We start from the raw sequence: 12,373 nt of genomic DNA on the forward strand, positions 1-12,373 counted from the left end.
TCCTAGCCCTTCAGGCTCAGAGCGACTGATCGCCCAGTTGCGTTTCCAGCCGGTCTATTTCCTCTTGCAGACCTTCGCGGCGGGGGTGCAACGCTTCGACCATGCGATAGGTCGCCAGCGCATCGCGCGGCTTATCCATCTGGTCAAGGATGATCGCAAGCCCCATGAGCGCGCCGAAATGGCGCGGCTCGCGCACAAGGGTGCGCCGAATATCGGCCAACGACTGGCCGATGGCGCCTTGGGCGAAAAATGCCGTTGCCCGCGCGTTGTAGCCTTCGGCGAAGTCCGGCGCATGATCAATCAGGGCCGTGAAATGTTCGATCGCCAGCGCGTGCTCGCCGTGCTCCATCGCGGCGCGCCCTTTCTTCAACAGCAGGTCCATCGCCGGAGACCCCGAAGTCGACCACTCCAGCCATATGGCTTCTTCGGTCAGCGTCAATTCCGGGCCTTCGGCCAGTTTCAGCCGTTCGAACAGATCATCAAGCTTGTCAGCCACGGCCAGGTTGGGCAGAAATAACGCGACGGCACAAGCGACTGCCGCCGATTTGAATTTGGTTTTTGAACGTTGCGAACCCATAACACGGTTGAGTTTAGCGCAGCCTGCTCGAAACAAAAGGGCGCGCGGATCACGAATTAGAGGATAACCCCCATGAGCGATGTAATTACCGGCGCAGTATCCGTCCTGAATGAAAAACTTGACGGCGGCTTTTCCGCCGGCACCGCCAAATTCGTGATCGAAGGCGAAGGCGCGGTCATGATAGACGGCGACGGTGCGCGCGCAGCCGACGAAGATGCCGACGTCACGATGACGGCGGATCTCGAAACATTTCAATCCATGATGGATGGCGACATCGACCCGACGGCCGCTTTCATGCAGGGCAAACTGTCGATCGACGGCGATATGGGCATGGCGATGCAGCTGGGCTCGGCGCTCGCCTGACCCATGGAACACGCCCCGTTTCATGCCGATCAGGCCGAAGGGCCTGACGGTAAGGCCGCCTATTGGTTGACAGCAGCCGACGGGCGGCGCCTGCGTATCGCGGTCTGGCCCAAGCCAGATGCGAAAGGCACCGTCCTGTTGTTCCCGGGTCGCACCGAGTATGTGGAAAAATACGGCCGCGCGGCAGCAGACCTGGCGGCGCGCGGTTATGCCACCGTGGCCATCGACTGGCGCGGCCAAGGTTTGTCCGACCGGGTGCACGATGACGTGTCGATGGGACATGTGGACAGTTTTTCCGACTATCAGCTCGACGTGCAGGCCGCGCTTTTGGCCGTGCGTGAACTGGCCCTTCCTGAACCGTTTTTCCTTATTGCCCATTCCATGGGCGGGGCCATCGGCCTGCGCGCTTTGCAAAATGGCTTGCCCGTCAACGCGGCCGCCTTTTCCGCGCCGATGTGGGGCATCTTGATGAACGGCTTGCCCGATTGGGCAAAGACGTTTTTGTCCTGGGCCCTGACCACCATTGGCTGGGGTAGCAAACGTGCGCCCGGCACTGCTGGTGAAACTTATGTTCTGCGCGAACCGTTCGAAGGCAACCTGCTGACCAGTGACCCGGACATGTATGCATATATGGTGCGCCATGCGCACCATGACACTGGCTTGCATCTTGGCGGACCGTCGATGGACTGGGTTCACAAAGCGCTGGTTGAATGCCACGCGTTGATGAAAATGCCTGCGCCGGACGTGCCGACCAAGGTGTTTCTCGGCACCAAAGAGGCAATCGTCGACCCAGTTCCGATCAAACGCTACATGCCCAAATGGCCCAAAGGCGAATTGATCATGGTCGAAGGGGCGCGCCACGAAATCATGATGGAAGGTCCCAAGGAACGCGGCCTGTTTTTCGACGAGGTCGACGCGCTTTTTTCCGCTCATTTGTGATGGCGTTGCGAAATCGCGTGGGGCAACCTATGTCAAGGGTGAACGACATCTTTGAAAGGCCGCCCCATGCGTGATTTTCCCCCAAACCCCGTCTTCGAAGCTGACGTGCAGGCCAGCGGGGGCGGCAAGGATCTGGGCAATTTGCCCGATTGGGATCTGAGCGACCTCTACAAGGGCGAAGACGATCCCAAGCTGAAATCCGACCTGGACTGGTACAAGGCCGAAGCCGCCCAGTTCGCCAAGGATTTCCAGGGGCGCGTGGCCGATTTGAGCGCGGATGAGCTGTTGGAATCGATCCAGCGCAGCGAAAAGATGGATATGGTTGCGGGCCGCATCCTGTCCTTCGCGGGGTTGCGCTACTACCAGAATTCGCTGGATGGCGGGCGCGTGCAGTTCATGTCGAACATGCAGCAAGAAATCACCGACTCGACGTCGGATCTTGTGTTCTATTGGCTGGAATTCAACCGCATCGCGGACTCCAAATACGAGGCAATGCTGGCCGAAAACGCCGATCTGGCACGCTATCGCCCGGTGCTGGACCATTCGCGCGCCATGAAGCCGTACCAGCTGTCGGACGAAATCGAAAAACTGCTTCACGACCAATCGGTCGTGGGGGCCGCCGCGTGGAACAAACTGTTCGACGAAACCGTCGCCGGATTGATGTTCACCGTCGATGGCGAAGATATGGGCATCAGTGAAGTTGCCGATCTCTTGTCGCACAAAGACCGCGCCAAGCGCGAGGCGGCGGCGCGCGAAATCGGACGGGTTCTGAACGCCAACATCAAGATTTTTTCGCGCGTACACAACACCTTGGCCAAGGAAAAGGGCATCATCGACCGGTGGCGCGGCCTGCCGACGCCGCAAACCAGCCGACACCTTTCGAACCGCGTCGAACCCGAGGTTGTCGAGGCGCTCCGCAACGCCGTTGTCGATGCCTACCCGCGCCTGTCGCATCGGTACTACGAACTCAAGCGCAAATGGCTGGGTTTGGACAAGATGCAGGTCTGGGATCGCAACGCCCCCCTGCCGATGGAAATCGACAAGACCGTCAAGTGGGATGAGGCGACCAAGACCGTGATGGACGCCTATGCGGGGTTCGATCCGCGCATGGCCGAAATTGCCCAGCCGTTCTTTACCAAGGGCTGGATTGATGCCGCCGTCAAACCGGGCAAATCCCCCGGCGCGTTTGCTCACCCCACGGTGACAGATGCCCACCCCTACGTCATGCTGAACTATCTTGGCAAACCACGCGATGTGATGACGCTGGCCCACGAATTGGGCCACGGGGTGCACCAGGTGCTTGCCGCAGACCAAGGTGAAATGCTGTCGTCGACCCCGCTGACCCTGGCCGAGACGGCTAGCGTGTTCGGCGAAATGCTGACCTTTCAGAAAATGCTTTCAGACGCGAAAAGCGATGATGAAAAACGCGTTCTGCTGGCCAATAAGGTCGAAGACATGATCAATACGGTCGTGCGGCAAATTGCGTTTTACGATTTCGAATGCAAACTGCATGCAGCACGTTCCGAGGGCGAACTGACACCCGAACAGATCAACGAATTGTGGATGAGCGTTCAGGGGGAAAGCCTTGGGCCTGCATTTGAATTCATCGATGAATACGCGACTTATTGGTCCTATATTCCGCATTTCGTGCATTCGCCGTTTTACGTCTATGCCTATGCCTTTGGCGACGGGCTGGTGAACGCGCTCTATGCAGTGTTCCAGGAAAGCCCAGACGGGTTTCAGGACAAGTATTTCGATATGCTCAAGGCAGGCGGCGCCATGCACCACAAGGAATTGTTGGCGCCCTTCGGGCTGGATGCATCGGACCCGGAATTCTGGAACAAGGGCCTTGCGATGATCGAAGGCTTCATCGACCAATTGGAGGCAATGGAGGGCTAACACGCCTGCAGAACTGGTTCATTCATGGCCAACTGGCACGAGAGATGGCAATACAGCAAACATAAGGCCCAGACCTGGGCCCTACGCAACATTCCGCCCGGTTTGCGAACCGTGGTCGGCGTGTTGCTGGCCTTGGGCGGCGTCTTCGGGTTCATGCCGGTGCTGGGGTTCTGGATGGTCCCGCTGGGCATTGCCATCGCCGCGCTGGACTTTCGCCCCATCCTGCGATGGCTGCATCGTCGCCGCTAAGTCAATCGCTGCCCCATTGACGCCAGGGAAAAGGCTTTGCTTCGGTTGCGCCGGTCTGAAATTCGGCCACTTGCCGTAACCAATCGCCCAATTGCGCGCCGAAATCCGCGATTCCCCTATTACGTTCCTTGGCAATCAGCATCCACAGGAACTGGACTACGGCCATCACGCCAAGCAGCATTTCGGCGATTCCGAAGAACAGCGCGAAAATGATCATGAACAGGCCACGCATCCAGATGGACTGGGTTTCGCCTAGCGGATTTTGCGGTTCTTCCAGTTCAACCGCGTCATCCATTCCTTTGGGGTTGGTATCAGATGTGGTCATGAGAGCCTCCGCGTTCTGCACCTGTGAAGTTTACCACAGTTCCCGGATTTAGTTCTGATCTGCCTCAAAAACCGCATCAATAGCCGCTTGGGTGCCACGTGCATCTTCCAACGCCCAGGGATAGGTTTCGCCGTTCTGAACGGCCCTGCAAAACGCTTCGACCTGCAGCACGTAGTGATTAACACCCGGCCAACGAAAGGTTTCGATGCCCTGATCAGGCCGGGACAAATGCACCTGCGCTTCACCGAAAACGTTGGGATTGAAAGGCGCGGTCAGGCGAACGGCGCCCTTGTCGCCGTGAAAGAACGCGGATTGATGCGGAAACATCCGCATCGATGTCAGGGATGAAAAGGTGAAATCGGGGAAATCGGCCATGAATTCCGTGGTGGTATCGATCCCGTTTTCACGTTCGATCCGCACGGCGCGGACACGCTGGGGTTCGGCCCCCGTCACGAACCGGGCGCCGCCGATGGTATAGACCCCGATATCAGGCAGCGATCCCCCGCCGGTTTCAGGCTTGTTGCGGATGTTCTGGGCGTCGGCAGAATTGTCATAAGTGAAACAAGCGGTCACATGGCGCAGATCGCCGATGGCCCCGCTCTGCACAAGATTACGCACTTTGTGCCACTGAGGATGATGCGCGATCATGTAAGCTTCCGCCATCACCAGCCCTGTGCGGTCGCGCGTGGCGATCAGTGCGTCGATTTCATTGGCCCGCATCGCAATCGGCTTTTCACAAAGCACGTGCTTGCCCGCCTCGGCGGCCTGAAGGGCCCAACTGACGTGAAGGTGATTGGGCAAAGGTATATAGACCGCATCGATATCCGGGTCGGCCAGCAAGGCATTGTAGTCGTCATGCAGGCGCAAATCGGGTGCAAAGGCCTGAAATCCGAGCGCTTTTTCAGGTGCCGATGTCGCCAGTGCGACCAATTGCGCGCCTTCAGCGGCGTGAATTGCGCGCGCCATGTGTTTGCGGGCGAATGTGGCGGCGCCCATCACGCCCCATCTGACGGGTCTATCGCTCATGTGGCACTCCTTGTTTGCGCAAACATGGCCCAGTTGTCATCAGGAGACAACGCCAAGAAAAACGGGCGCCAAATGGCACCCGTTGATCGAGGGAATACGCATCATGCTACGCTGGTTCAATGACGCCCTTGTCGGTCGCCAGTTCGCGCACACGTTCTTGCAGCTTTTCAAACGCGCGCACTTCGATCTGACGAATACGTTCGCGGCTTACATTGTATTTGCCCGACAGGTCTTCCAGCGTGACGGGCGCATCTTGCAACCGGCGCTGCGTGATAATGTCTTTTTCGCGGTCGTTCAGCACATCCATGGCCTGGACCAATAGCTTGCGCCGGGTGTCCAGTTCATCCTTGGCCTCATAATCGGCGGCCGTGTCTGCATCGTCATCTTCCAGCCAATCCTGCCACTCTGCCGAACTGTCACCATCACCGCCGCCAATCATGGCATTCAACGAGGCGTCGCCGCCTTTGCTCATCCGGCGGTTCATCGACACCACTTCGGCTTCGGTCACGCCCAGATCAGTGGCAATCCGCTTGACGTTGTCGGGATGCATGTCGCCGTCTTCATACGCACCAATGCGCGCTTTGGCCTTGCGCAGGTTGAAGAAGAGTTTCTTCTGCGCGCTGGTGGTGCCCAGCTTTACCAAAGACCACGAGCGCAGAATATATTCCTGGATCGCAGCGCGAATCCACCACATCGCATAAGTGGCCAGACGGAACCCTTTTTCAGGATCGAACCGCTTGACGGCCTGCATCAGACCGACGTTCGCTTCGGAAATCACTTCGGCCTGCGGCAAACCGTAGCCGCGGTATCCCATAGCGATCTTGGCCGCCAACCGCAGATGCGAGGTAACCAGCTTGTGTGCGGCCTCGGTGTCTTCGTGGTCGGTCCAACGTTTGGCCAGCATATACTCTTCTTCCGGCTCAAGCATGGGAAACTTGCGGATTTCCTGCATGTAGCGGTTGAGCCCTTGTTCAGGGCTTGGGGCCGGTAAGTTTTTGTAATTGCTCATGTCTTCTCCCTCGAAACCGCGAAGTTACGCGGATTAACATTACAAATGTAGGTAGCGCTAACGCCCCTTTCAAGGGCCGGTTGCCATACGCTCAACTGGCTACCCGTGCTGTCTTAACGGATAATGAAGCTCATTCCGTCGCTTTCAATCGAACTTCTGCGGTCTCACGCAGACGTGCCAAGTATTTCAAGCAAATCACGCATGTCGGCGGGCAAGCGGGCTTCGAACGTCATGCGTTCGCCGCTGATCGGATGGGCGAACCCCAGTTCGGCGGCATGCAGCGCCTGTCGCGGAAAGGTCCGCAGCGCATCATGGGCAACGGGCGACAAGGCCCCGGCGGCGATCTTGCGCCGTCCGCCATAGGTCTGGTCGCCGACAAGGGCATGACCGGCATAGGCCATATGGACGCGGATCTGGTGCGTGCGTCCGGTTTCCAGCCAGCATTCGACCAGCGCCAGGGCGGGGGGCGCGCCGAATTGTTCGACAACGCGCGCGCGGGTCACCGCGTGTCGCCCCCCGGACATCAAGACGGCCTGTTTCTGACGGTCGGTCTTGTGGCGGGCAAGATGGGTCGTGATCCGTAGGATATTCGCCCCTTCAAAGCCAACCCCGCGCAAACCACGAAGGCGCGGATCGCCCGCGTCCGGCACACCGTAGACCAGCGCCAGGTAACGCCTGTGCACCGTGTGCTTTTCGAACTGCTTGGCCAAACCATGATGGGCGGCGTCGGACTTGGCCACGACAAGAAGTCCCGATGTATCCTTGTCGATCCGGTGGACAATGCCGGGGCGTTTTTCGCCCCCTACCCCGGACAGTGCACCTTTGAAGTGGTGCAACAGGGCGTTGACCAATGTGCCTGCGGGCGTGCCGGGCGCGGGATGCACCACCATCCCGACGGGCTTGTTCACGACAACCAGGTCATCGTCTTCGTACACAATGTCCAGAGGAATATCTTCCGGACCGATATGGCTTTCGCTTGCCTCTTCGACAGTGATCGAGATCACATCGCCTTCGGTCACTTTGGCCTTCTGGTCGGTGACAATCGACCCGTTCACCGAAACCGCGCCCTCTGCGATCAACCGGGCCAGTCGCGAGCGGCTGAGGTGCGCATCGTCTGGCACATCGCGCGCCAGTGCCTTATCAAGACGCGGCGGCGGCGCGGCCCCGATTGTGACCTGCAAGGTGGTGGACATGGACGACGAACCCCCGATTGACCCGGCCGAACTGGCGAACCTGCGCTTTTTACGCCGCTTGGTGACGATCCTGACCGCCACGATGATTTTGGGCCTTCTAGTCCTGATCGTTCTGTTTGTCACCCGCTTCCCGGACCGGCCTGCCTCGGAACTGCCCGGCGCAATCACGCTGCCCGATGGCGCCAAGGCCAGTGCCTTCACGCAAGGGCCCGACTGGTACGCGGTTGTCACCGATGATGACCGGATCCTGATCTACGACCTGGGCGACAACAGCCTGCGGCAAACCATTCAAATCCGCCACTGATTGCCAGATCGATCTGCGCAGGCTAGACCTTTTTCAACATCCGTCGAAGTAGAGCCGTGCATGATGGACCTGATACTGTCACTCGTCGAACAAATTCGCATTGAGGCGCTTGGGTTTCTGGGCGGCATCATCTTTTTCGGCTCGTGGCTGATCCAGGCCGCCGAAAGCCGCCGCGCGGGTCGCCCCGTAGTGTCGGCCCGCTTTTTCTGGCTGCGCGCACTAGCCTCGGCTCTGCTCGCTTATGAAGGCATCCGCGCCGGGTCTCTATCGGTGTTCCTGATGATGGTCGCGACCGGCGCCCTGATGCTCTACAATATCTGGCTGATCAAATCGGGCCGCAAAACTGGCTGACGCCTTTCCGGTGTTCAGTCGATCACCTGATCGATCACGTATTTCTCACGTTCGCTCAGGCGTGTCGTTTGCACCAGCTCGGCCACCAGTCCGACACCGATCAACTGCGTGCCCGTCACGATCAACAGTATTCCGATCTGCAACAGCGGCCGGGTTCCGATCGGCCCGAGCCCAAGAAACCACAAGATCGTCAGATATGTCACGAACGCGCCGCCCAACAGGAACAAAGGCGCCCCGAGCAACGCAAAGAAATGCAAGGGCCGCGCGGAATAGCGTGTCACCATTTTCACCGTGATCAGATCCAAAAATCCTTTCACCATCCGCGATGCGCCATATTTGGACACGCCGTGTTCACGCGCATGGTGCTGCACGTCGATCTCGGTCACCTTGAAGCCGGCCGCGTGCAACAGAGCCGGCGTGAAGCGGTGCAATTCACCATACAGGTTCAGATGTTTGGCCGCCCGCCGGCTATAGGCTTTGAACCCGCAATTGATGTCATGGATGTCGATATCAAAGAGCCAAGAGGTCAGCCGGTTGAACACCTTGGACGGCAGCGTTTTGCCTAAAGGATCATTGCGCTTTTTCTTCCACCCCGAGACTACCTCATACCCGTGTTCGAACTGCTCCAGGAACCGCGGAATTTCTGCAGGATCGTCCTGCAGGTCGGCGTCCATGGTGATGATTACATCGCCGTTCGCGGCCTGGAAGCCTGCGGACAGCGCCGCGGCCTTGCCGAAGTTCCGGGTAAAGCGAAGCGAGCGCACATGCGAATGCGTCCGGGCGAGGTCTTCGGCAATCGCGCTGCCATTGTCAGTCGATCCGTCGTCCACAAAGATGATTTCGTGCGGTCGGCCAATATCGCCCATTGTGGCATCGATCCGCTCTTGCAAGTCGCTCAAGGTTTTTTCTTCGTTGAGGAAAGGAATGACAAAGGAAACCATGCCTGTAGCCAAATCAGGTTTTGCCGTTTTTTCGCCAGCCAGAGCACTCATTGGCGCCCCCTTTCCGCTCTACACCTTGCACCGAAACAATTGCATTCGGGGTTGCTCCTGCGTAGCTTGACGCCACCCAAAAAGCGACCGGGGAAACCGGGCTCGGGTCAAGAAAGATACAGGGTTTGTCATGAACGACACGGTTTCGCGCGCCCGCCGCACTTCGCTGGTCAGGGCCTGTGTTCTGGCGGGGCTGACGCTGTTGCTTGGGTGGCAATCGCTATTTGATCCAATGGGCCGCGATCAGGGAATCCACGCCGCGATCGCTCTTGGGCTGGACCACGGCCTTCTACCCTACAGCGACATCTACAATATCAAGCCGCCTCTTACCACGTTTACGCATTGGTCGGCGCTGACGCTTTTCGGGCACGACATGGCCGCGATCCGAAAGCTGGATATGGTGCTGGTCTGGTTGGCTGCGTGGGCTTTGGTGGTTGCGATCTCGCGCTTGTCTGACCAGCGTGGGCTTGGCCTGATCGCAGGCGTGGCTGCGCTCTTGCTGTATTACGCTCAGGATTTCTGGACCAAGGCCCAAACCGACGCCTGGGCAAGTTTTTGCGTTGTCTGGGCCCTGCTGGTGCTGAGCGGCGCATGGCAGCGAAACGAAGGTCCAAGCAGACGCGCATTGATCGCCGCAGCCGGGGCGCTGATGGGGGCCGCGGTTCTTTTCAAATACACCTTGGCCACCTTTGGTCTTTTGATCTTTGCGCCGCTTCTGGCGCATGGAGCGATCCGATTTCTCTGGTCGGACCTGATATTTCTTTGCCTTGGGGGTCTGGCCGCCCTTGGGGGTATGGCTGCCCTTCTTGCCTGGACCGGCACGCTGGGCGACTATTTCGAAATCCAGCGCTACATTCTGAACTATATCGGCTACCAAGATCATGATCGAACCCTGTGGCGCGAGGCGTTCCAGATTGTGTTCGAAAGCCCCACGGCGACGATGTTTGCTACGATTGGGTTGGTTGTTTCCTTTTGGGCTATGGCTGCGCGCCGCGCGACACTGGTCCAGGCCCTGGTACTGATCCTGCTGTTCAGCGGCTGGATGTCGGGCGCGGCGCAGAACAAAGGGTTTACCTATCATTTCATGCCGCAGCTACCTGGGTTTGCCCTAGCCACAGCGCTTGGTCTGCATGCGGTCTGGACGCGGCTCGCGCGCGGCTCAGCGCTCGGGCGGACGCTGACCGCCGCACTGGTCATTGCCGGGCTGATCGCCGAGGCGCCCGGTACGGACCGGGCCAAGGCAATCGGCCTGATTGGCCAGCCCGATTTCCGACGCGCCTATTGGACCGCGACCGAAATGAAGGGGTTCGACGTGCAGGCCATGGCCGATTTTTCGGCTGACTTTGCCGCCAAACGCGCACCAGAGGAAACGGTGTTCCTGTGGGGGTATGAAACCATCACCTATTTGCTGCTGGATGAACCGCCGCGTTACCGCTACCCGTATGCTTGGCCGCTGGTCGTCAGCTTTCACGATGGGCGCTACACCGCGGACTTGATGACCCGCCTTCGGGCTGACCCGCCGGTCTGGTTTTTGGTAAACAAGCAGGACCAAACCCCCCACGTGACCGGGCATGAACGCGACTCGGCCGCATCATTGCCGCTGATCGCACCGCTGCAGACCTTCGTCGACACCCGTTACACACGCATGAGCACGACACCGCTCTACGACGTTTACCGATTGAAATGAGGGGTGGTACCACCTCCCCGGCTCGAACGGGGGACCTCCTGATCCACAATCAGGCGCTCTAACCAACTGAGCTAAGGCGGCACTGGCAGGGGATTTAGCCCCGCTGCGCGCTGAATGCAAGTGCTTCGAACCGTCAAATCCCAATTGCCCGGCCCTTGCCCTGCACAGCGCAAAGCGATAATCCAAGCCGATCAAAACAGAGGCGTCTCATGAGCATCAATTCAGAAAGCGACATCACGGCCAACCTGCAAATCGGTCCCACCACCGAAGGCATGGTGCGCATCTTCGTCGAAGGTGGCGGCGCTGAAATTCCGATGGACTTCGATCCGGAAGAAGCCGATGAGATCGCAGAAGAAATCCGCGCCGCGGCGGCGCAAGCGCGCAAGATGGCGACAACCAAGCGCTGATCAGGCGGTTTCGGGACCCCAATTTGCGGCGACGCCCGGATCCCGATAGGCCTGCAGGCGGCGGGCCGCATTGGTCGCGAATTTCTGGATCATGACCTTGCGCCGCGCGGCGGCCAGCTTGATTTCCGGGCCCATCCGCAAGATTTCTGCCGAATAGGCATCGGCCACGATCAAACCTGTACCGTCAGGCAGCAACTCCGTGGGGAATGACGCGTCCACGGCCCAGAAAAACCGATCGCACCACTCCAGATAGCCCTGCCACTTGCGATCAGTCTGAAAGTCGGCACGCGAACTTTTGCATTCGATCACCCAGATTTCGCCCTTGGGTCCAAGACCCATCACATCCACGCGCAGCCCGCGTGTGGGCACCAGTTCTTCGACACTCACAAACCCGTGGTCTGCCAAATGGCGGCAGACGCCGCGCGCCAAAAGCTGGCCCGGCTGCGCCGATACGAGGAAAGGATCGCGTGTCATGGGGTAAACATGAACAATACGTGAACAAAAATCAAGCCAGCGTAGCCCTTGCCCCAGAGCGGCCCGCACACTAGGTAGCTTGACAGGCAGGTACTGCCCTTCTCGTAAATGGGGTCAAATTCCGGTGGCCTTAAGCAACTCCGAGGGAGCTGGCTCTGTCCGGATCGTGGTCCGGTTACCTGGCGCCCACCTGTATATACAGGTCCTCGGGAATTAGCTTACCCCACGGTCGTGGCGGTCCTGCCGTTCAATTTACAGGCGCTTTGGCGCCTGCTCTTTCCCAGCATGCACCCGCACCATCGCCGGTTCGCTTGTCATCACGGGCGGCTTTGGGCCGGCCTTGGGGGGCTCTTTTTCTGCAAGGTTCATGATCGCAATTGCAAACTGAACGCCGGAAAAGACGATCCCGTTGAACACGACCAACAAGATCAGCGCCAGAATGCCCACGTCCGAGGTGAAAATAAGGTGCCGGAGGTTCGCTACATTAATCCAAAGCAACGCTGCGACGAAAATCGATGACAGTCCGAAACCGATGAGCACATGGCGGATATACATGGACACGAGTTTGGGCATTTTTG

16 protein-coding genes, 1 tRNA gene and 1 other RNA gene are annotated in these 12,373 nt (G+C 58.8%); 9 read left to right on the plus strand and 9 right to left on the minus strand.

The window, feature by feature from the left end:
- Window positions 1–16 precede the first annotated feature (16 nt).
- Window positions 17–496, minus strand: a complete 480-nt coding sequence (locus ACP2AV_RS04540) for a tetratricopeptide repeat protein (protein ID WP_426371498.1) — start codon at window positions 494–496, stop codon at window positions 17–19.
- Between the two features lie 153 nt (window positions 497–649).
- Here ACP2AV_RS04540 and ACP2AV_RS04545 point away from each other — a divergent pair, with 153 nt between their 5' ends.
- The 4 genes from ACP2AV_RS04545 (at window position 650) to ACP2AV_RS04560 (ending at window position 4,027) form a co-directional block, all read left to right on the plus strand.
- On the plus strand, window positions 650–940 hold the full coding sequence (locus tag ACP2AV_RS04545; RefSeq protein WP_426371499.1) for an SCP2 sterol-binding domain-containing protein: 291 nt from the start codon (window positions 650–652) through the stop codon (window positions 938–940).
- A gap of 3 nt (window positions 941–943) precedes the next feature.
- The gene (locus ACP2AV_RS04550; protein WP_426371500.1) at window positions 944–1,879 is read left to right on the plus strand and encodes an alpha/beta hydrolase; all 936 of its coding nucleotides are present in this window, start codon (window positions 944–946) and stop codon (window positions 1,877–1,879) included.
- 66 nt (window positions 1,880–1,945) lie between these two features.
- Window positions 1,946–3,778, plus strand: coding sequence for a M3 family oligoendopeptidase (locus tag ACP2AV_RS04555; protein ID WP_426371501.1), 1,833 nt, complete (start codon window positions 1,946–1,948; stop codon window positions 3,776–3,778).
- 24 nt (window positions 3,779–3,802) lie between these two features.
- Complete coding sequence (locus ACP2AV_RS04560; protein WP_426371502.1) at window positions 3,803–4,027, plus strand: hypothetical protein; 225 nt, start codon at window positions 3,803–3,805, stop codon at window positions 4,025–4,027.
- Between the two features lies 1 nt (window position 4,028).
- Here ACP2AV_RS04560 and ACP2AV_RS04565 read toward each other — a convergent pair whose 3' ends face one another.
- The 4 genes from ACP2AV_RS04565 to ACP2AV_RS04580 form a co-directional block, all read right to left on the minus strand.
- A complete protein-coding gene (locus ACP2AV_RS04565) occupies window positions 4,029–4,352 on the minus strand; it encodes a DUF4389 domain-containing protein (protein ID WP_426371503.1) in 324 nt (107 codons plus the stop codon).
- A gap of 48 nt (window positions 4,353–4,400) precedes the next feature.
- Window positions 4,401–5,378 (minus strand): Gfo/Idh/MocA family protein, encoded by a 978-nt coding sequence (locus ACP2AV_RS04570; protein WP_426371504.1) that lies wholly within the window; start codon window positions 5,376–5,378, stop codon window positions 4,401–4,403.
- Window positions 5,379–5,484: 106 nt separating this feature from the next.
- Entirely contained in the window at window positions 5,485–6,387 is a 903-nt protein-coding gene (gene rpoH / locus ACP2AV_RS04575) for an RNA polymerase sigma factor RpoH (RefSeq protein WP_426371505.1), read from the minus strand.
- 164 nt (window positions 6,388–6,551) lie between these two features.
- Entirely contained in the window at window positions 6,552–7,580 is a 1,029-nt protein-coding gene (locus ACP2AV_RS04580) for an RluA family pseudouridine synthase (protein WP_426371506.1), read from the minus strand.
- Here ACP2AV_RS04580 and ACP2AV_RS04585 point away from each other — a divergent pair.
- Window positions 7,579–7,884 (plus strand): DUF6476 family protein, encoded by a 306-nt coding sequence (locus ACP2AV_RS04585; RefSeq protein WP_426371507.1) that lies wholly within the window; start codon window positions 7,579–7,581, stop codon window positions 7,882–7,884. The genes ACP2AV_RS04580 and ACP2AV_RS04585 overlap by 2 nt on opposite strands.
- Window positions 7,885–7,944: 60 nt before the next feature.
- Window positions 7,945–8,235, plus strand: coding sequence for a hypothetical protein (locus tag ACP2AV_RS04590; RefSeq protein WP_426371508.1), 291 nt, complete (start codon window positions 7,945–7,947; stop codon window positions 8,233–8,235).
- Between the two features lie 14 nt (window positions 8,236–8,249).
- On the opposite strand, the gene ACP2AV_RS04595 is transcribed toward ACP2AV_RS04590, so the two are convergent.
- The gene (locus ACP2AV_RS04595; RefSeq protein WP_426371509.1) at window positions 8,250–9,227 is read right to left on the minus strand and encodes a glycosyltransferase family 2 protein; all 978 of its coding nucleotides are present in this window, start codon (window positions 9,225–9,227) and stop codon (window positions 8,250–8,252) included.
- A 130-nt stretch (window positions 9,228–9,357) separates the two neighbouring features.
- Between ACP2AV_RS04595 and ACP2AV_RS04600 the strand changes: the two genes are divergently transcribed.
- Window positions 9,358–10,914: a glycosyltransferase family 39 protein gene (locus tag ACP2AV_RS04600; protein WP_426371510.1), complete on the plus strand. Its 1,557-nt coding sequence runs from the start codon at window positions 9,358–9,360 to the stop codon at window positions 10,912–10,914.
- A gap of 4 nt (window positions 10,915–10,918) precedes the next feature.
- Here ACP2AV_RS04600 and ACP2AV_RS04605 read toward each other — a convergent pair.
- Window positions 10,919–10,995, minus strand: a tRNA-His gene (locus ACP2AV_RS04605).
- A 128-nt stretch (window positions 10,996–11,123) separates the two neighbouring features.
- On the opposite strand from ACP2AV_RS04605, the gene ACP2AV_RS04610 reads away from it, so the two are divergent.
- Window positions 11,124–11,321: a DUF6324 family protein gene (locus ACP2AV_RS04610; RefSeq protein WP_426371511.1), complete on the plus strand. Its 198-nt coding sequence runs from the start codon at window positions 11,124–11,126 to the stop codon at window positions 11,319–11,321.
- Here ACP2AV_RS04610 and ACP2AV_RS04615 read toward each other — a convergent pair whose 3' ends face one another.
- Window positions 11,322–11,795 carry an MmcB family DNA repair protein gene (locus tag ACP2AV_RS04615; protein ID WP_426371512.1) on the minus strand — a complete coding sequence of 158 codons (474 nt, stop codon included), beginning with the start codon at window positions 11,793–11,795 and terminating at the stop codon, window positions 11,322–11,324.
- An 87-nt stretch (window positions 11,796–11,882) separates the two neighbouring features.
- Here ACP2AV_RS04615 and ssrS point away from each other — a divergent pair.
- Window positions 11,883–12,040: non-coding RNA, 6S RNA (ssrS, locus tag ACP2AV_RS04620), on the plus strand.
- Between the two features lie 7 nt (window positions 12,041–12,047).
- Here ssrS and ACP2AV_RS04625 read toward each other — a convergent pair.
- Window positions 12,048–12,368, minus strand: coding sequence for a hypothetical protein (locus ACP2AV_RS04625; RefSeq protein ID WP_426371513.1), 321 nt, complete (start codon window positions 12,366–12,368; stop codon window positions 12,048–12,050).
- Between the last annotated feature and the right edge of the window lie 5 nt (window positions 12,369–12,373).

The organism is Aliiroseovarius sp. PTFE2010 (genome assembly GCF_049943335.1).
Taxonomy (GTDB): Bacteria; Pseudomonadota; Alphaproteobacteria; order Rhodobacterales; family Rhodobacteraceae; genus JBNFVY01.